Raw genomic sequence first — 17165 nt, forward strand, 5'->3', positions numbered from 1 at the left:
CGTCGGGCCATGCTGCACGTGAGGCTGATCGTCCCCGCCGACCGCACCGAGGGCGTGGTGCGCACGATCGAGAAGACGGTGGGCACCACCCATCTGGTGGTGCTGCCGGGTGCCGCCCGCAACCCCGCGGGGGACGTCGTCATGTGCGACGTGGCGCGCGAGGCCGGGGACGCACTGCTGGGCGACCTGCGGGAGCTGGGCCTTGACGAGGCCGGCTCGATCGCGGTGGAGAACATCGACCTGTCGCTGTCCAGGCGCGCCGACAAGGCGGAGGAGGAGGCGCCCGGCGAGGGCGCGGACGCGGTCCTGTGGGAGCACCTGGCGGACGCCACCCACGAGGAGTCCACGCTCTCGGTGACCTATCTCGCCTTCCTCGTCATCGCGACGATGATCGCGGCGTGCGGTGTGGTGCTGGACAACGCGATCCTGATCGTCGGTGCGATGGCGGTCGGCCCCGAGTTCGGGCCGCTGGCCGGGCTGTGCACCGCGCTGGTGCGGCGCGCGCCGCGGCTGGCCGCCCGCTCGGCGATCGCGCTGCTGGTCGGGTTCGCGGCGGCGATGGCGCTGACCACCGGCTTCAGCGTCGCGATGGACGCGGTGGGCCTCTTCGGCAAGGACATGCTGGAGCGTGCCCGGCCGAACACGGACTTCATCTGGAAGCCGGACATGTTCTCGTTCGTGGTGGCCGTGCTCGCGGGGATCGCCGGGACGCTGTCGCTGACCTCGGCGAAGTCCGGGGCGCTGGTGGGTGTGGCGATCTCGGTGACCACGGTGCCGGCGGCGGCCAATGCGGCGGTGGCGCTCGGGTATGGGGAGATCGACCAGATGTGGGGGTCGACGGAGCAGCTGCTGCTGAATTTGGTGGGGATCGTGGTGGCGGGGACGTTGACGCTGCTGGTGCAGAAGGCGTTGTGGGGGCGGCGGGGGTAGGTTCCCCCACCCCGCCCCTTCCCGCGGCGTCGATATGCGGCTCCGCCGCGTGGCGGGGCCCGGCCCCGGCCCCCGCTGGGGCTCCGCCCCTGGGCCCCGCTCCTCAATCTCCCCCAGCTACCGCTGGGAGGTGCCCCCTGGAGGGGCTGGAAGATCCAGGGTCCGGCGGAGGGACCAGGACCGAGGCGCCCTCGGGCTCGGAGAGCGGCCCTAGCCCAGAGCCGATTTCACCGCGTCCGCCAAGCGGCCGGCGACCGAGCGGGCCTGCTCGATGTCGGCGGCCTCGACCATGACCCGCACCAGCGGCTCCGTGCCCGAGGGGCGGAGCAGGACCCGGCCGGTCTCGCCCAGCTCGCGCTCGGCCTCGGCGACGGCCGCGGCCACGTCCGCGCTGGAGGCGACCCGGGACTTGTCCACGTCGGGGACGTTGACCAGCACCTGCGGCAGCCGCTCCATGACGGCCGCGAGGTCGGCCAGGGTGCGGCCGGTCGCGGCGACGCGGGCCGCGAGCAGCAGGCCGGTGAGGGTGCCGTCGCCCGTCGTGGCGTGGTCGAGGACGATCACGTGCCCGGACTGCTCGCCGCCCAGGGCGTAGCCGTGGGACTTCATCTCCTCCAGCACATAGCGGTCCCCGACCGCCGTCTGGACCAGCTCGACGCCCTCCCGCTTCATGGCCAGCTTGAAGCCGAGGTTGGACATCACGGTGCCGACCACCGTGTCACCGCGCAGCCGGCCCGCCTCGCGCATGGCCAGGGCCAGGACGGCGAGGATCTGGTCGCCGTCGACCTCGCGGCCCGCCGCGTCCACCGCGAGACAGCGGTCGGCGTCCCCGTCGTGGGCGATGCCGAGGTCGGCCCGGTGCTCCACGACGGACGCCTGGAGGCGGGCGAGGTGGGTGGAGCCGTAGCCGTCGTTGATGTTGAGCCCGTCCGGGTCGGTGCCGATCGTCACGACCTCGGCCCCGGCGCGCGCGAACGCCTCCGGGGAGACCCGGGCGGCCGCGCCGTGCGCCCCGTCGATGACGACCTTGAGGCCGTCGAGCCGGTTGGGGAGGACGCCGACCAGATGGGCCACATAGGCGTCGAAGCCCTCGTCGTAGTCCCGGACCCGGCCCACCCCGGTGCCCGTCGGCCGGTCCCACGGCTCACCGGAGGCATGGGCGCGGTAGGTGGTCTCGATGCGGTCCTCCAGCTCGTCGGCCAGCTTGTGGCCGCCGCGGGCGAAGAACTTGACGCCGTTGTCGGGCATCGGGTTGTGGCTCGCGGAGAGCATCACCCCGAGGTCCGCGTCCAGCGCCCCGGTCAGATGCGCGACGGCCGGCGTGGGCAGCACGCCGACCCGCAGTACGTCCACCCCGGCACTGGCCAGCCCCGCCACCACGGCGGCCTCCAGGAACTCCCCGGACGCTCGCGGATCCCGCCCGACCACCGCCACCGGCCGATGGCCCTCGAAGGTTCCCGCCTCGGCGAGCACATGCGCCGCCGCTACCGACAGGCCGAGCGCCATCTCAGCCGTCAGATCGGCGTTCGCGACGCCGCGCACACCATCCGTACCGAAGAGTCGTCCCACTGGTGTCCTCCGAAGTTACGAGCTGGGGGGCAGAAGCTTGCTTGTAGGTATACGCCCCCCGGTGGCGATAGCCGAACGCCCCGGAGGCACAGGTGGTGCCGCCGGGGCGTTCGGGTGAAGCAGCGGTGCCGCGATGGGCGTCAGCGCTTGCTGTACTGCGGCGCCTTGCGGGCCTTCTTCAGACCGGCCTTCTTACGCTCGGTGGCGCGGTCGTCACGGGTCAGGAAGCCGGCCTTCTTGAGGGGGCCGCGGTTGTTGTCCACGTCCGCCTCGTTCAGCGCCCGGGCGATGCCCAGACGCAGCGCCCCGGCCTGGCCGGAGACGCCGCCGCCCGAGATGCGGGCGATGACGTCGTAGCGGTCGTCCAGCTCGAGCACCTTGAAGGGCTCGTTGACTTCCTGCTGGTGGACCTTGTTGGGGAAGTACTCTTCGAGAGTACGACCGTTGATCTTCCACTGCCCGCTGCCCGGCACGATGCGGACACGCGCCACGGCGTTCTTGCGGCGGCCGGTGCCAGCGGCGGGCTGCGGGTCACCGAAGCGGGAAGCGAGCGACTCGGAGGTGTACTCCGACTCGACCGTCTCAACGCTCTCGGTGGTGTACTCCTCGACATCGAGGGGGGTCTCGGCGGTGGTCTCGGCCACGATGCTCCTCAGATTCTCTTCGTCGTAAGGGGTGGCCGGGACTACTGCGCGACCTGGGTGATCTCGAACGGAACGGGCTGCTGAGCGGCGTGCGGGTGCTGGTCGCCCGAGTACACCTTCAGCTTCGAGAGCATCTGACGGCCCAGGGTGTTCTTGGGGAGCATGCCCTTGATGGCCTTCTCGACGGCCTTCTCCGGGTTCTTCTCCAGCAGCTCGTCATAGCGGATGGAGCGCAGACCACCCGGGTAGCCGGAGTGGCGGTACGCCATCTTCTGGGTCCGCTTGTTGCCGGAGAGGTGCACCTTGTCGGCGTTGATGATGATGACGAAGTCACCAGCGTCGACATGCGGCGCGTACACCGGCTTGTGCTTGCCCCGCAAAAGGGTGGCGGCCTGGGTGGCCAGACGGCCCAGAACCACGTCGGTGGCGTCGATGACATGCCACTGACGCTGAACGTCGCCGGGCTTGGGGCTGTACGTACGCACGGTCGTAGCCTTCGCTTCTTCAGTGAGTGAAGTCTCCCCGGGCCCGCGAGGGCCGGGGTGACAGGTCCGGACAAGGCCACCCGGACGATCACGACAGCCGTGGCCGCACCTCGGTGACGCATGCCGAGTGCTTGCCGCTGGTCATCGGCCCGGTGGACCGGCGTAACGGCCTCTCACGTGAGAACGAGCAAGCCAATACGCATAACGAACTGGCAGAATACCGGCCCGCCCCCACCCGGGTCAAAACGCCCCCGCGCCGCCTGCGGGCCGGGGTGGGGCGGAAGACGCCGGGGCCTCGCGCCGGGTAATGCCGCCTCATGGCAGCCGCCGGTGGGTCCATGCTGTCACTCGGCCGGTCTAAGATGCGCGCCATGAGCTTTGGGCAAGGGGGGCCTTACGGGCCCGGGGGTTCTCAGGCGCCTCAGCCGTCGACGCCGGACTGGGCGGCGCTCGCCGATCAGTCGGCCGCGCGCAACCGCCGCCGCAAGTTGCTCTTCATCGGGGGCGGGGCGCTGGCGACGGCGGCCGTCGCCGCGATCGTCGCCACCGCCGTGGTCAGCAGCGGGCACAAGGACAACGGGGGCGGCGATTCGGCCGGTGGGCTGCCGACCCAGCCGGACCTGCCCAGCGAGTCGGCGACGCCCGAGCCGTCCTTCTCCAATGTGGCCCCGCCCGCGCCGCCGAAGCCGTTGGACATCATCTCCAGCGCCCGGCGGGACAAGGCTCCGCTGAGCGCGGGCAGCCTCTTCCCCGACAAGCGCGCCACGAAGGACGACCGGTCGTACACCAAGGCGGCGTCCGCCTCGACCACCAGCTGCTCGGCCGCGACCCAGGGGGCGCTCGGCCCGGTCCTGGTGAACAACGGCTGCCGCAAGCTGCTGCGGGCCACCTTCACTCGGGACGGCGTCGCGGTGACGATCGGTGTCGCCGTCTTCGACGGCAAGGCGGCGGCCGAGAAGGCCAAGGACGGGTACAAGCCGAACATCGCCTCGCTCTCGGGCGGGGGCGTGCCGACCTTCTGCCGCCGGACGGCCTGCCAGAGCTCGGCGAACGCGATCGGGCGGTACGCCTACTTCACGATCTCCGGCTATACGTCGGGGAAGGCGGTCACGTCGTCGGACACCGCCACCCTCCAGGCCGGCCGCGATGTGGCCGACTACACCTTCCGCCGGATCCTGGCCCGGGGCAACGCCCAGGCGTCGGCGGAGGCCGCCTCGGCCGCCTCCGCCACCAACTGAGACCGGGCCGCGGGCGGAAGGCCCGGGCCCGGGCCCGTCGGGCTCAGGACGCGGCGCCGTTCGTGGCCTTCGCCACCTTCGCCACCTGGGCGTCCACCAGCCCGGCCGGGATCTCGGACTTCGCCGGGTCGGCGATGTTCACCCCGAAGAACACGGTCACCTGCGGCCCGGTCCGCACGACCGTGAACTTGATGACGGCCTTCTCCTTGCCCGCGTCATGCAGGCTGAAGGACACCGCCTCGTCCCCGGCCTTGGGCGCGTCCAGCGGTGTCACCTTCTTGACGTCCGCCTTCCCGCCCGAGCCGTCCTCGGCGGGGAAGCCGCCCCGGCAGGCGGTGACGGCCTCGCGCAGGTCCTTCACCGTGCGCTCGGCGTCGCCCGGCCCGTAGGAGGAGATCCGGATCAGGCCGGTGGAGCCGACCTTCGCCTTGGTGAGGTCGGTGGCGTAGGCGCGGTGGACGCTGGCCTTGGGCGCCGGGTCGTACCGGCTCCCCATCAGCGCGGCCATCGGCCGGCACGCGGCCTTGCCGGTCTTGGCCGAGCCGCCCTCGCTGACCTCCTTGTCCGTCATCTTCTGCACCTCGACCCCCTTGACCTCGCCCTTGGTCAGGGCGGCCCGCTCCAGGGCGGACGCGGACAGCGGCTTCGCGTCCGGGTCTGAGCTCGCGGCCTCGTCCCCCCGCGAAGCGCCGTCGTCCTGCTTGGCGCCGTCGCCCTGCTCGGCGCTGCCCGCCTGCTTGGCGCCGTCCGCCTTGCCGTCGCCGGAGTCGCTGCCGCATCCGGTCATCAGCCCGAGCGCCGCCACCACCGCGATGGCCGCACCCACGGTCCGCTTCGCACCGGAGTCGTTCATTTCTCTGTCCACCCCTGGTCGGTATCGGGCCCGTACGGCCACCGCACGGACACCCCGCAGACTCCCAGACCCCGGGGAAGGTTGTAATCCCTTTTCCGAATGTGGTGGATCCCATATCACCACACGCATAAGCAACCTTCGCGGCCCCAGCCAGTCTTATCGACCGACCGGTCCATACCGGCTCAGCCTCGGAGGGGAGGGCACGTCGCGGCAGTTCAGCCCCGCCGCACGTACATCACCATGAAGATTTCTTTCCTGCTCCACAACGCCTATGGCATCGGCGGAACCATCCGGTCGACCTTCAATGTGGCCGGGGCGCTCGCCGCCCACCACACCGTGGAGATCGTCTCCCTGATCCGCACCATCGACACCCCGAACCTCCCCCTGCACCCCGCCGTGCGGCTCAGACCCCTGATCGACCTGCGCCCCCACGAGAACCAGCCGCACGCCGGGCGCCGCGCCGCCGACCTCGGCCATCCGCTGCTGACCCGGCCCAGCGCCCACATCCCCGCCGCCGAGGCCAGGGGCACCACCAACTTCAACGCGCTCACCGACGAGCGCGTCGCCGAGTACCTCGACCGCACCGACGCCGATGTCGTCATCGCCACCCGCCCCGGACTGGTCATCTACCTCGCCGCGCTCGGCCGGACCCGCCGCTTTCTGCGGATCGGCCAGGAGCACCGCCTCTACGGCACCCACCGCGCCGAGATCCGCGCCGCCTGCGACGCCGCCATCCCCCACCTCGACGCGTACACCTCCGTCTCCGAGGCCGACGCGGCCACCCACCGGGCCCATCTCCCCGGTGTCACCACCCGGTTGACCGCCCTGCCCAACGGGGTGCCCGCCACCGGGATCGAGCCCTCCGACGGCCGCGCCAAACTCGTCGTGGCCGCGGGCCGGCTGATCCCCGTCAAGCGCTACGACCTGCTGGTGGCCGCGTGGGAGAAGGTGGCCGCCAAACACCCCGACTGGCGGTTGCGCATCTACGGCCGCGGCCCCCAACTCCCCGCGCTGCGCCGCCAGATCGACGAGCTCGGGCTGTCCGGTCACATCACCCTGATGGGCGCCCACTCGCCCATCGAGACCGAGTGGGCCAAGGGCGCGATCGCCGCCGTCACCTCCCGCGAGGAGTCGTTCGGCATGACGATCGTCGAGGCGATGCACTGCGGGGTGCCCGTGGTCGCCACCGACTGCCCGCACGGTCCTGGCGAGATCATCACCGATGGCCGGGACGGACTGCTGGTGCCGGTCGGCGACGCGGACGGGATCGCCAAGGGGCTGCTGACCCTGATCGAGGACGACGAACTGCGCCGCTCGATGGGCGCGGCGGCCCGGATCGCGGCGGAGCGCTACGCACCCGAGCGCGTGGCGGCCGGTTACGAGCGGCTGATCGAGGAGCTCCACACCGCCCGCGGCACCGCGGCACCGGCCCACCGGCGCCGGGTGGCCGCGCCGCTACGGGCCCGGCCGGCCGGAGCGCCGCTGACCGGCACCCTCAAGGGCGCGGTCAAGCAGCTGATCCGCAAGCCCCTGCGGCCCGTCGCGTCCTGCCGGGTCACCGCCGAGGGCAATCTGGCGGTGCTGCTGGAGCCCGCCGGTCTGCACGGCGGCGAGCTCGAACTGACCGTCACCCGCCGCAAGAGCGACGAGCCCCCGTTCCGCGTACCGCTGCTGCCCCCGGTCGGCGGCGCGCCGTCCGCGCCCTGGACGGCCACGCTCGACCGGGCGACGCTCGACCTCGACGAGGGCCGCTGGGATCTGCATGTGGTCCGCCCCTCCGACGGGGTGCGCCGCCGGGTCGGCTGCCGCTTCGCCGAGGGGCGCGGGCTGCTGGACCTGGAGCCGCTGCCCGGCTCCCCGTTCACCTGGTGGATCCCGTACTCCACCGTCGACGGCTATCTCGCGCTGCGCGCCTGGCGGCGCCCGGCCCACGCCGAGGCCCGGGTGATCCGCCTGGACGCCGAGGGGATCGCCGTCGAAGGGACCCTGCACGGGGCGCGATTCGGGCCCGACGCCGCCCCGACCGCGGTGGCCACCCCGTCCAGGGGTCCGGCCCGCCCGTTCCTCACCGGGGTCACGGCGCTCGACGGCGGACGGTTCCGCTTCACCGTGCCGTACGAGCGGATCCGGGCGGCCCATGGCGGCGAAGGGGACGCCGCCGGCTGGACCCTGACGCTCCAAAAGTCCGCCCGGGGCGGGACCCCGATCCGGGTCGGACGCATCGTCGGCGACATCGTGGACCGCGACAAAACGGACCTCTTCCCGATCACTCACGGTGTTCGCCCTCACCTCACCCGCACCGGTGACCTCGCCATCATCTCCGTCACCACAGGGAATTGAGGGGCTCGGTCCGAAGGTGCCGTGTTTGCCGCCCAGATCACCGGTAACACTCGGTGATACCAGCCTCGAGCGAGGAAAATCTCTGCGGAAGGCACAGCGATGTCAACTGTCACGCTCATCATCCTGCTGGCGGCACTGGCCGCCATGGCCGGTCTTGTGATCGCCCCCTCGGTGCGGCAGGGCCGCAAGGGCGAGCTGCCGGTCCGAAGCCTGCCCTCGGAAGCCAGGGAGCAGTACGCGGCACGGTGGGCGGGCTTGCAGGAGCGGTTCGTGGACTCCCCCGGATGGGCCCTGCGCGAAGCCGACCGGCTGCTGGGCGCGTTGGCCGTGGACCGCGGCTATCCGGCCGAGTCCGAGGAGAAGCGGACGGACGCGCTGTCCGTCCGTCACCCCGAGGAGATCGAGGGCTACCGCCGGCTGCACACCATGGCGGAGCGGGTGCACGAGGGCGAGACGGCCACGGAGCGGATGCGGGAGGCGCTGGTCGCGGCGCGTCCCCTGTTCGAGCAGCTGGTCCGTGCCCAGCCGCAGGACGAGCGGCCGCTCCCGCCTCCGGTCCCCCGTCAGCGGGACCTCCGGCGGGGCCGTATCCCGCGGCAGCGCCTCGGCCCGGCCGCCGATCACTGACCGGTGAGCCGCACCGCCAGCGCGAGGGTGTCATCCGGATGCAGGATCACCGTGTGCATATCCTCCGCGATGGCGCCGGGGACCTCCTCCGTCGGGCTTTGCAGATGTTTGTGCGCGGCCTCGATCAGGCGCTTCTCGCCCTCGATCGGGTCCCGGCGGCTCTCGGTGAGACCGTCGGTGTAGAGCAGGAGGAGGTCCCCGGGGGCCAGCCGCTCGGTCAGCGGGGTCTCGCTGCCGGGCAGCGGAAAGCCGATCCCCCGCCCCCGGGCCTCCAGATACCGGGCCGTCCCGTCGCGGCGCAGCAGCAGGGCCGGCGGATGGCTCCCATTGGCCAGCCACAGCTCACCTGAGGCCGGATCGATCCGGGCGAGCTGCACGGTGGCCATCACGGACCGGTCGAAGGGGCGCAGGATCTCGTCGGTGCGGCCCACGATCGACTCGAGCCGGTGGCCCTCCAGGGCCAGGGTGCGCACCGCGTGGGTGACGTTGAGCGCGCTGCGCGTACTGGTCACCCCATGGCCCAGGGCGTCCACGATGGTGATGTGGACGGTGCCGTCGGGCAGCACGAACCAGTCGTACAGATCCCCGCCGGTCGGCGCGTCGGTGCCGGCCGGTTCGTAGTGCACGGCGAGTTCGAGGCCGTCGGCCTTGATGGGCGCCGGGCGCAGCGCGTCCTCCAGCTCCCGCAGGGTCTGGCCGTGCGCGGTGCGCAACTGCTTGTCCCGCTCGTCGAGCTGGACGTAGAGGGCGAGCACCCCGCTGTTGGTCTCCGCGAGTTCGTCCTTGAGCCGGCGGTGCTCGGAGGTGAGGGCGTCGGCGGCGGCCACGACCGCGCGCAGCTCCTCCGCGGCCAGGGCGTCCTCGCCGGGCGCCTCGTCCGCGGCGTCGGTTGGGGGTGACGCCGGGAGGCGCCAGACCACCTCGCCCTCGGTCACCTCGTCGGGGGCCATCGGGAGATCCGCCGCCACCGGACCCGTGTCGCCCGGGGTCCGCAGGCCCACCGTGAGCAGCCCCTCGGCCGGGTCGTACGCCCAGGTGAGGCCCGTCTCCTCCCCGGCCCGCAGCGCCGCCCCGGCGGCCTCGGCGGCGGACAGCACAAGGCGCGCCCGGACCGCGGGGTCCAGGGCGTGCTCCCGGGCCAGCGCCCGAACGGCCCGGCTGAGCCCCGCCGTCGTGGCGCAGGTGAGGTTCCTCGTCGTCATGGAAGCCTTAAGGGGGACCTGGCCGCGAGCACCGTGGCGTCGTCGCGGACGCGGCGATGGCCATGGGCGAGTGCGGCGGACAACAGGGGCGGCGGGAGGCGGAGCACGGACGGGGGCGGGTCGAGCGACCAGCGGGCGTCGATGCCGTCGCTGTGCAGCACCGCCGTACCGCCCCGGGGCAGCGGGAAGCCGTGGACGCGGGGGGTGGGCATCCCCCAGCCGACGATACCGGGCTGCCCGGTCAGCCGGTGCCGGACCCGGTCGTGGGTCAGGGCGAGGGCGCGGATGTTGCCGATACCGCAGTAGTCGGCGTGCTCGGCGTACAGCCGCAATACGCCCGCGGCGGCCCCCCGGGTGTGCCGCAGGGCCCGGTTCATCCGGGTGAGCACCTCCGGCAGCGGCCGGTCGGGGTCGGCGTGGAAGGTCCGCAGCGCCGCCTGGGCCGCCTCGGCGGCCGGCTGCCCGTGGCCGAGACCGTCCAGGACGACCGCGGTGCGGGCGGAGTCCGTGTCGACGATCGCGCGGGCGTCGCCGCAGCCCTCCTCCCCCTCGGCGGGCAGACAGACCGCGCCCACCCCCTGCCACTCCGGCCGCTGTTCGCCCGACGCGGTGAGCCGGGCGCAGGCCCAGGTGCCCGCGTGGCCGCCGCCGGCGCTGCGCATCTGGAAGTGGGTCGCCATCCGCTTGACGGCGCCGAGCCCGATCCCCAGCGTTCCGGAGGTGGTGTAGCCGTCCGCCAGACAGCGCTCGAGGTCGTGCATACCGGGGCCGCGGTCGGCGGCGAGGATCTCCACCCCGTGGCCCAGCGGCAGCGGCTGGACGTAGAGCGTGCCGTCGCCGGCGTGCTTGTCCAGGTTGGTCGCCAGCTCCGAGGCGATCACCGCCGCCTGGTCGGGCAGCGCCCCCGGCAGCCCGCACTCCCGGGCCACCCCACGCGCCGCCTCGGCGGCCAGCTGCACGGCGCTGCGGTGGTCGACGCGCACCTGGACGGTGGGCGCCGTGAACGTATCGGTCACCGGACCGTCCAGCGAGTGGCGACCACCACCGTGCCCTCACCCGGGCCGGTGCGCACCGAGAACTCGTCCATCAACCGCCGGGCGCCGCCCAGCCCGTGGCCCAGGCCCGAGCCGGTGGTGAAGCCGTCGGTGAGCGCCACGTCGAGGTCGGCGATCCCCGGCCCCTCGTCCTTGACGACCAGCCGCAGCCCCCGCCGTCCCCGGGGATCGCGCGGATACTCCAGGGTCACCGTACCGCCGCCCCCGTGGACATAGGCGTTACGGGCGAGTTCGCTGGCGGCCGTGACCACACGGGTCTGGTCCACCAGGCCGAAGCCCACCTCGACGGTGGCCGCGCGCACCGCGTGGCGGACCGTCAGCAGGTCCTCCTCCGTGCGCACCGGGTACGAGGCCGGCGCGGGCGGGCGCCGGCCATCGGACCGCGTGGACCTCTTGGCCCCGCGGGAGGCGAGGATGGATTCACCGGGGAGTGCCACGTCGGGCCCCTTCCAGGGGCTGTGGGGCCTGTCGCCACCCCAGCGCGGCCATGCCCTGCTCCGGATTGAGTGCGGTCTCCACGCCGACGAGCTCGATCCCCAGCTCCACCAGGGTGATCGCCACCGGCGGCCGCATCCCGGCCACGATCACCCGCGCCCCCAGCAGCCGGGCCACCGTGGTCAGCTCCATCAGCGTCCGTGCCACGAAGGAGTCGATGACCTCCAGCCGGGAGATGTCGATGAGCACCCCGCGGGCGCCCTCGGCCGAGATCCGCTCGGTCAGCTCCTCGGTGAAGGCGATGGCGGTCCGGTCGTCGAGCTCATTGAGCAGGCCGGTGACCAGGACGTCGCCCAGTCGCAGAATCGGAACGCCGGGCGAGCGATGACCGGTCATCGACCGTCTCCTTCATCACCGTCGGGCCCCGGCCCGTCGATCAGCTTGATCGCGGCGGCCAGCGCGTCGGCCAGCGTCGCCCGCGTGAGGATGGTGGACAGATCGATGCCGAGCTGGGCGATGGTCTGGGCGATCGAGGGGCGCACCCCGCTGATCACACAGTCCGCGCCCATCAGCCGCACCGCGTTCACGGTCTGCATCAGATGCTGGGCGACGGCGGTGTCCACCGTCGGCACACCCGTGATGTCGATGATCGCGACCAGCGCCTCATGGTCCTGGATGGCCTGGAGCAGATTCTCCATCACCACCTGGGTCCTGGCGGTGTCCAGCGTGCCGATCAGCGGCACGGCCAGCACCTGCCGCCACAGCCGCACCACCGGCGTCGACTGCTCCATCAGCTGCTGGCTCTGCCGGCGGATGATCTCCTCCCGGCCCTCCACATATGTCTCGAAGGACAGCGCCCCGGCCACATCGAGCAGCCGGTTCATGAAGACGGCCGAGGCGAACAGCTCCTCGGCGTCCCGGGTGTCCCGCTGCACCGCCTTCAGCAGCGCCTCCTTGAGCGCGAGCACCGCGAGCGAGGTCGCCGTCGGGGTGGCCCCGGCCCGCGCCCGGCGCAGCGAAAGCCCGACCACGGCCTCGTGCAGCCCCGGGCTCGAGGTCACCACGCGGTCCACCGGCGTCCCGCTCTGGAGTCCCGGGACCAGCGCCTCGATCAAGGCGTCGGCCTCCTCGCGGAGTTCGGCCTCCCCGATGTCGGTGTCGAGCAGTGCCTGCTCCATTTGCAGCTCGACCCAGCGATCGGCGATCTCCTCGCCGCGTTCATGGAGCGCCCTGGTCAGGCGCTCGCGCACAGCGGCCTCGCTGGTAGTCACGCGGTTCCCTTCGCGGTCGGCGACCGTGGTCGGTTGGCAAATTTTATCGATCTTCCGGGGGCCCCGGAAGCCGCATCATGCCGATCGCCGCCCCGTCGTGACCTGTTCTCGTCCCGCCGTTCGCACACGATGCCCGCCGTTCGCACACGATGCGCGTGGCGAGTACCCCGTGATCGCCCGACCACACCCACCCCACGCCTCAGCAGCAGCCGGAACCGATCGCCGTCGCGCCGGGCAGGGAGCGCTTGTTGCGGGACTCCCGGTTACGGGCCGCGAGTTGGCCGTCGGCCGGGTAGCCGACCTCCTCCAGGGTCAGGCCATGGGGCCGTACGACATGGACGGCGGAGTCGCGCAGCCCGGCGGAGAGCACCTTGGCGGGCCAGTCCGGGGGGCGGTGCCCGTCGCCGACGAAGAGCAGCGCGCCCACCAGCGAGCGCACCATGTTGTGGCAGAAGGCGTCCGCCCGCACCGTGGCCGTGATCACGCCGTCCGCCCCGCGCACCCAGTCCAGCCGCTGGAGGGTGCGGATGGTGGTGGCGCCGTCGCGCTTCTTGCAGTACGCGGCGAAGTCGTGCTCGCCCAGGAGCCGTATCGAGGCCGCGTTCATGGCGTCCACGTCCAGCGGCCAGTCGTGCCACAGCACATGGCCGCGCAGCAGCGGATCGACCCCGCCGGGGTGGTCGGTGACCCGGTAGGCATAGCGCCGCCAGATCGCGGAGAAGCGGGCGTTGAACCCGGACGGGGCCTCGGCGACCTGCCAGACCCGTACGTCATGGGGCAGCCGGCCGGCCAGCCGCCGCAGCAGCTTGTCCCGGTGCTCGGCCCACAGCTCCTCGGGCAGATCCACGTGCGCCACCTGGCCGCGGGCGTGGACCCCCGCGTCGGTGCGGCCCGCGACGGTCAGCTCGAAGGTCTCCGCGGAGCGCGTCACCGTCCGCAGCGCGCTCTCCAGCTCGCCCTGTACGGTGCGCCGCTCGCGCTGCTTGGCCCAGCCCGAGAAGTCCTTGCCGTCGTAACTCAGATCCAGCCGGACCCGTACGAAACCGGGCGCCGCCTCGTCACTCACTTGGCCGTTCCTCTCCATGCGGAACGGGCCCGCTCCCAGGATCTGGGGGCGGGCCCGTCCGTACGACGAAAGCCGTCGGAACGCCTCAGGCGTCCTTCGACTCCTCGGCCTCGGCCTCGGCCTCGGCCGGAGCCTCGGTGGCCTCGGCAGCCGGGGCCTCCTTCTTGAGGTCCGCGACGGCCTGGTCACCGGCAGCGTCCTTGGCGGTCCGCTTGGTGGCGGCCTCGGCCTCGCCGACCGCCTCCTGCTGCACGGTCAGCGCCTCGACCAGCTCGATGACCGCCATCGGGGCGTTGTCGCCACGACGGTTACCGATCTTGGTGATGCGGGTGTAGCCACCCGGCCGGTTCTCGTAGCGCGGCCCGATCTCGGTGAAGAGGGTGTGCACGACGCTCTTGTCACGGATGGTCTGGAGCACCAGACGGCGGTTGTGAAGGTCGCCCTTCTTCGCCTTGGTGACCAGCTTCTCCGCCACCGGGCGCAGGCGGCGGGCCTTTGCCTCGGTGGTGGTGATCCGGCCGTGCTCGAACAGCGCGGTGGCGAGGTTCGCCAGCAGGAGCCGCTCGTGCGCAGCGCTGCCGCCCAGACGGGCGCCCTTGGTGGGCTTCGGCATTGGTCTATCTCCTAGGTGTCTGCACCGGCCGTATCAGGTACCGGTGTCAGTGGACAAAATCCAGCCCGTCCGGCGATTGAGGACAACGCCTCAGCCACAGCGGACCAGCAGGTTCTAGTACTGCTCGGTCTCCACGAAACCCGCGTCCGCGTCGTCGTCGGCCCCGAAGGCGTCCGCCGCGGCGGTCGGGTCGAATCCGGGCGGGCTGTCCTTGAGCGCCAGGCCCATACCGGCCAGCTTCGCCTTGACCTCGTCGATCGACTTGGCGCCGAAGTTGCGGATGTCGAGCAGGTCCGCCTCGGACCGCGCCACGAGCTCACCCACGGAGTGGATGCCCTCGCGCTTGAGGCAGTTGTACGAACGAACGGTGAGCTCGAGCTCCTCGATCGGCAGCGCCAGATCGGCGGCGAGGGCGGCGTCCGTCGGGGACGGGCCCATGTCGATGCCCTCGGCGTCCACGTTCAGCTCGCGGGCCAGGCCGAACAGCTCGACCAGGGTCTTACCGGCCGACGCCATGGCGTCACGCGGCCGCATGGCCTGCTTGGTCTCGACGTCGACGATCAGCTTGTCGAAGTCGGTGCGCTGCTCGACACGGGTCGCCTCGACCTTGTAGGTGACCTTGAGCACCGGCGAGTAGATCGAGTCGACCGGGATCCGGCCGATCTCCTGGCCGACCTGCTTGTTCTGCACGGCGGAGACATAGCCGCGACCGCGCTCGACGGTCAGCTCCATCTCCAGCTTGCCCTTGCCGTTCAGCGTGGCCAGGACCAGGTCGGGGTTGTGCACCTCGACACCGGCCGGCGGCGCGATGTCGGCGGCGGTGACCAGACCCGGGCCCTGCTTGCGCAGGTACATCACGACCGGCTCGTCGTGCTCCGAGGAGACGACCAGCTGCTTGATGTTGAGGATCAGGTCGGTGACGTCCTCCTTGACGCCCGGCACGGTGGTGAACTCGTGCAGGACCCCGTCGATCCGGATGGACGTGACCGCCGCACCGGGGATCGAGGAGAGGAGCGTACGACGCAGGGAGTTTCCGAGGGTGTAGCCGAAGCCCGGCTCCAGCGGCTCGATCACGAACCGGGAGCGGAACTCGTCGACGACCTCTTCGGTCAACGAGGGACGCTGAGCGATCAGCATGGAATTGCCTCCAGTCTTCGGCGCCCGCTATTTGACGCCGAACCCTTCAATGGTACGGGCGGTACGCACCGAACGGCGCGTACCGCCCGTAATCGCCTCGGTCTACTACTTCGAGTAGAGCTCGACGATGAGCTGCTCCTGCACCTGGGTGTCGATCACCTGGCGCTCGGGCATGGAGTGCACGAGGATCCGCAGCTGCGACGGAATGGCCTCCAGCCACGCCGGCACGGTGCGCTCGCCGGCCTCGGCCTGAGCCACCTGGAAGGGGGTCAGGGTCCGGGACTTCGGACGAACCTCGATGATGTCGTTCACGGTGACCCGGGCCGACGGAATGTCGGTCTTGACACCGTTCACGTTGATGTGGCCGTGGCGGACCAGCTGACGGGCGTGGTCGCGGGACTTGGCGAAGCCGGCCCGGTAGACCACGTTGTCGAGGCGGGTCTCGAGGATGCGAAGAAGGTTCTCACCGGTCTTGCCGGACTTCTTGTTCGCCTCCGCGTAGTAACCACGGAACTGCTTCTCAAGGACACCGTAGATGCGGGTCGCCTTCTGCTTCTCACGGAGCTGAAGGAGGTACTCGCTGTCCTTGGTGCGCCCGCGACCGTGCTCACCCGGGGGGTAAGGACGGATCTCGATCGGGCACTTCGCGCTCTCGCACTTGCTCCCCTTGAGGAAGAGCTTCTGCTTCTCCCGACGGCAACGCTTGCAGTCGGCCCCGGTGTAACGCGCCATTGTTTCTGTTGTCTCCTACTTCAGCCGGTCAGACACGCCGACGCTTGGGCGGGCGGCATCCGTTGTGCGGAGTCGGAGTGACGTCCTGGATCGAGCCCACCTCCAGGCCGGTGGCCTGGAGCGAGCGGATCGCGGTCTCACGGCCGGAGCCCGGACCCTTGACGAACACGTCGACCTTGCGCATGCCGTGCTCCTGCGCGCGGCGGGCGGCCGACTCGGCGGCCATCTGCGCGGCGAACGGAGTGGACTTGCGCGAGCCCTTGAAGCCGACGTGGCCGGCCGAGGCCCAAGAGATCACGTTCCCGGTCGGGTCCGTGATCGAGACGATGGTGTTGTTGAACGTGCTCTTGATGTGAGCGTGCCCGTGGGCGACGTTCTTCTTTTCCTTGCGGCGCACCTTCTTGGCGCCGGCCGTCCTGCTCTTCGGAGGCATTCTCTTGAAATCTCCCGTGGAGGTGGTCGGTCCTACAGCTCGGACCGCTTGTCAGCGTCCGGTGCGGACTACTTCTTGCCCGGCTTCTTCTTGCCGGCGATCGCGCGACGCGGGCCCTTGCGGGTGCGGGCGTTGGTCGACGTGCGCTGGCCGTGGACCGGAAGGCCGCGGCGGTGGCGCAGACCCTGGTAGCAGCCGATCTCGACCTTGCGGCGGATGTCGGCCTGGATCTCGCGACGGAGGTCACCCTCGGTCTTGATGTTGTTGTCCACGTACTCGCGGATCTTGACCAGGTCCTCTTCGGCCAGGTCGCGAACGCGGGTGTCCGGGTTCACACCGGTGTTGGCGAGCGTCTGCTGGGCAAGGGTGCGACCGATGCCGAAGACGTAGGTGAGGGCGACCTCGACGCGCTTTTCGCGCGGGAGATCAACGCCTGCGAGGCGTGCCATGAATCTGGCTCCAGATGGTTGTCGGAGGTCTTCCGCAGCACCACTCCCGGCCGCCGTACGGAACGGCTCCCGGGTCCCCGGCCTCC

The 17165-nt window shown here is 71.5% G+C and carries 19 protein-coding genes; 4 read left to right on the plus strand and 15 right to left on the minus strand.

All coding sequences use genetic code 11. The annotated features are described in order from the left end of the window. The first annotated feature begins 9 nt into the window (after positions 1-9). Positions 10-930 carry a DUF389 domain-containing protein gene (locus tag ACT2CW_RS24790; RefSeq protein ID WP_445518319.1) on the plus strand — a complete coding sequence of 307 codons (921 nt, stop codon included), beginning with the start codon at positions 10-12 and terminating at the stop codon, positions 928-930. 210 nt (positions 931-1140) lie between these two features. Here the strand turns inward: ACT2CW_RS24790 and glmM are convergent, their stop codons facing one another. The 3 genes from glmM to rplM all read right to left on the minus strand — a co-directional run bounded on the left by glmM (position 1141) and on the right by rplM (position 3628). Then, the gene (glmM, locus tag ACT2CW_RS24795) at positions 1141-2499 is read right to left on the minus strand and encodes a phosphoglucosamine mutase (protein WP_164434374.1); all 1359 of its coding nucleotides are present in this window, start codon (positions 2497-2499) and stop codon (positions 1141-1143) included. Positions 2500-2639: 140 nt separating this feature from the next. After that, entirely contained in the window at positions 2640-3143 is a 504-nt protein-coding gene (gene rpsI / locus ACT2CW_RS24800; RefSeq protein ID WP_037952927.1) for a 30S ribosomal protein S9, read from the minus strand. 41 nt (positions 3144-3184) lie between these two features. Beyond that, positions 3185-3628: a 50S ribosomal protein L13 gene (gene rplM / locus ACT2CW_RS24805; protein ID WP_020869230.1), complete on the minus strand. Its 444-nt coding sequence runs from the start codon at positions 3626-3628 to the stop codon at positions 3185-3187. 371 nt (positions 3629-3999) lie between these two features. On the opposite strand from rplM, the gene ACT2CW_RS24810 reads away from it, so the two are divergent. After that, a complete protein-coding gene (locus tag ACT2CW_RS24810) occupies positions 4000-4866 on the plus strand; it encodes a hypothetical protein (protein WP_164436243.1) in 867 nt (288 codons plus the stop codon). Positions 4867-4909: 43 nt separating this feature from the next. Here ACT2CW_RS24810 and ACT2CW_RS24815 read toward each other — a convergent pair whose 3' ends face one another. Beyond that, the gene (locus tag ACT2CW_RS24815; RefSeq protein ID WP_445518320.1) at positions 4910-5719 is read right to left on the minus strand and encodes a hypothetical protein; all 810 of its coding nucleotides are present in this window, start codon (positions 5717-5719) and stop codon (positions 4910-4912) included. 240 nt (positions 5720-5959) lie between these two features. On the opposite strand from ACT2CW_RS24815, the gene ACT2CW_RS24820 reads away from it, so the two are divergent. Then, positions 5960-8059 (plus strand): glycosyltransferase family 4 protein, encoded by a 2100-nt coding sequence (locus ACT2CW_RS24820; protein ID WP_445518321.1) that lies wholly within the window; start codon positions 5960-5962, stop codon positions 8057-8059. A gap of 99 nt (positions 8060-8158) precedes the next feature. After that, positions 8159-8686, plus strand: coding sequence for a hypothetical protein (locus ACT2CW_RS24825; protein WP_445518322.1), 528 nt, complete (start codon positions 8159-8161; stop codon positions 8684-8686). On the opposite strand, the gene ACT2CW_RS24830 is transcribed toward ACT2CW_RS24825, so the two are convergent. The 11 genes from ACT2CW_RS24830 to rpsM form a co-directional block, all read right to left on the minus strand. Beyond that, positions 8680-9888: a PP2C family protein-serine/threonine phosphatase gene (locus ACT2CW_RS24830; protein WP_445518323.1), complete on the minus strand. Its 1209-nt coding sequence runs from the start codon at positions 9886-9888 to the stop codon at positions 8680-8682. The genes ACT2CW_RS24825 and ACT2CW_RS24830 overlap by 7 nt on opposite strands. Beyond that, positions 9885-10904 carry a SpoIIE family protein phosphatase gene (locus ACT2CW_RS24835; RefSeq protein ID WP_445518324.1) on the minus strand — a complete coding sequence of 340 codons (1020 nt, stop codon included), beginning with the start codon at positions 10902-10904 and terminating at the stop codon, positions 9885-9887. The genes ACT2CW_RS24830 and ACT2CW_RS24835 overlap by 4 nt, the downstream gene beginning before the upstream one ends. Then, positions 10901-11380: an anti-sigma regulatory factor gene (locus tag ACT2CW_RS24840; RefSeq protein WP_164436231.1), complete on the minus strand. Its 480-nt coding sequence runs from the start codon at positions 11378-11380 to the stop codon at positions 10901-10903. The genes ACT2CW_RS24835 and ACT2CW_RS24840 overlap by 4 nt, the downstream gene beginning before the upstream one ends. Continuing rightward, positions 11364-11774 (minus strand): STAS domain-containing protein, encoded by a 411-nt coding sequence (locus ACT2CW_RS24845; RefSeq protein ID WP_138914396.1) that lies wholly within the window; start codon positions 11772-11774, stop codon positions 11364-11366. The genes ACT2CW_RS24840 and ACT2CW_RS24845 overlap by 17 nt, the downstream gene beginning before the upstream one ends. Continuing rightward, the gene (locus ACT2CW_RS24850) at positions 11771-12649 is read right to left on the minus strand and encodes an STAS domain-containing protein (protein ID WP_164436229.1); all 879 of its coding nucleotides are present in this window, start codon (positions 12647-12649) and stop codon (positions 11771-11773) included. Before ACT2CW_RS24850 ends, ACT2CW_RS24845 begins: the two co-directional genes overlap by 4 nt. A gap of 199 nt (positions 12650-12848) precedes the next feature. Then, positions 12849-13715 carry a tRNA pseudouridine(38-40) synthase TruA gene (gene truA, locus ACT2CW_RS24855; protein WP_037952912.1) on the minus strand — a complete coding sequence of 289 codons (867 nt, stop codon included), beginning with the start codon at positions 13713-13715 and terminating at the stop codon, positions 12849-12851. Positions 13716-13800: 85 nt separating this feature from the next. Beyond that, positions 13801-14328, minus strand: a complete 528-nt coding sequence (gene rplQ, locus ACT2CW_RS24860) for a 50S ribosomal protein L17 (RefSeq protein ID WP_445518325.1) — start codon at positions 14326-14328, stop codon at positions 13801-13803. Between the two features lie 114 nt (positions 14329-14442). After that, a complete protein-coding gene (locus ACT2CW_RS24865) occupies positions 14443-15465 on the minus strand; it encodes a DNA-directed RNA polymerase subunit alpha (RefSeq protein ID WP_009715858.1) in 1023 nt (340 codons plus the stop codon). A gap of 105 nt (positions 15466-15570) precedes the next feature. Further along, positions 15571-16197 carry a 30S ribosomal protein S4 gene (gene rpsD / locus ACT2CW_RS24870; protein WP_037952907.1) on the minus strand — a complete coding sequence of 209 codons (627 nt, stop codon included), beginning with the start codon at positions 16195-16197 and terminating at the stop codon, positions 15571-15573. Positions 16198-16225: 28 nt separating this feature from the next. Then, positions 16226-16630 carry a 30S ribosomal protein S11 gene (rpsK, locus tag ACT2CW_RS24875; RefSeq protein ID WP_009715860.1) on the minus strand — a complete coding sequence of 135 codons (405 nt, stop codon included), beginning with the start codon at positions 16628-16630 and terminating at the stop codon, positions 16226-16228. 68 nt (positions 16631-16698) lie between these two features. Continuing rightward, the gene (rpsM, locus tag ACT2CW_RS24880) at positions 16699-17079 is read right to left on the minus strand and encodes a 30S ribosomal protein S13 (protein WP_009715861.1); all 381 of its coding nucleotides are present in this window, start codon (positions 17077-17079) and stop codon (positions 16699-16701) included. Positions 17080-17165: the final 86 nt, after the last annotated feature.

The sequence above is a fragment of the Streptomyces sp. NEAU-174 genome (genome assembly GCF_052665095.1).

What these genes read in the sequence shown, in the direction of transcription:
- ACT2CW_RS24790 (WP_445518319.1), top strand. Translation starts at nt 10, where the DNA reads ATGCTGCACGTGAGGCTGATCGTCCCCGCCGACCGCACCGAGGGCGTG.
- ACT2CW_RS24810 (WP_164436243.1), top strand. Translation starts at nt 4,000, where the DNA reads ATGAGCTTTGGGCAAGGGGGGCCTTACGGGCCCGGGGGTTCTCAGGCG.
- ACT2CW_RS24815 (WP_445518320.1), bottom strand. Translation starts at nt 5,719, where the DNA reads ATGAACGACTCCGGTGCGAAGCGGACCGTGGGTGCGGCCATCGCGGTG.
- ACT2CW_RS24820 (WP_445518321.1), top strand. Translation starts at nt 5,960, where the DNA reads ATGAAGATTTCTTTCCTGCTCCACAACGCCTATGGCATCGGCGGAACC.
- ACT2CW_RS24825 (WP_445518322.1), top strand. Translation starts at nt 8,159, where the DNA reads ATGTCAACTGTCACGCTCATCATCCTGCTGGCGGCACTGGCCGCCATG.
- ACT2CW_RS24830 (WP_445518323.1), bottom strand. Translation starts at nt 9,888, where the DNA reads ATGACGACGAGGAACCTCACCTGCGCCACGACGGCGGGGCTCAGCCGG.
- ACT2CW_RS24845 (WP_138914396.1), bottom strand. Translation starts at nt 11,774, where the DNA reads ATGACCGGTCATCGCTCGCCCGGCGTTCCGATTCTGCGACTGGGCGAC.
- rplQ (WP_445518325.1), bottom strand. Translation starts at nt 14,328, where the DNA reads ATGCCGAAGCCCACCAAGGGCGCCCGTCTGGGCGGCAGCGCTGCGCAC.
- ACT2CW_RS24865 (WP_009715858.1), bottom strand. Translation starts at nt 15,465, where the DNA reads ATGCTGATCGCTCAGCGTCCCTCGTTGACCGAAGAGGTCGTCGACGAG.
- rpsD (WP_037952907.1), bottom strand. Translation starts at nt 16,197, where the DNA reads ATGGCGCGTTACACCGGGGCCGACTGCAAGCGTTGCCGTCGGGAGAAG.
- rpsK (WP_009715860.1), bottom strand. Translation starts at nt 16,630, where the DNA reads ATGCCTCCGAAGAGCAGGACGGCCGGCGCCAAGAAGGTGCGCCGCAAG.
- rpsM (WP_009715861.1), bottom strand. Translation starts at nt 17,079, where the DNA reads ATGGCACGCCTCGCAGGCGTTGATCTCCCGCGCGAAAAGCGCGTCGAG.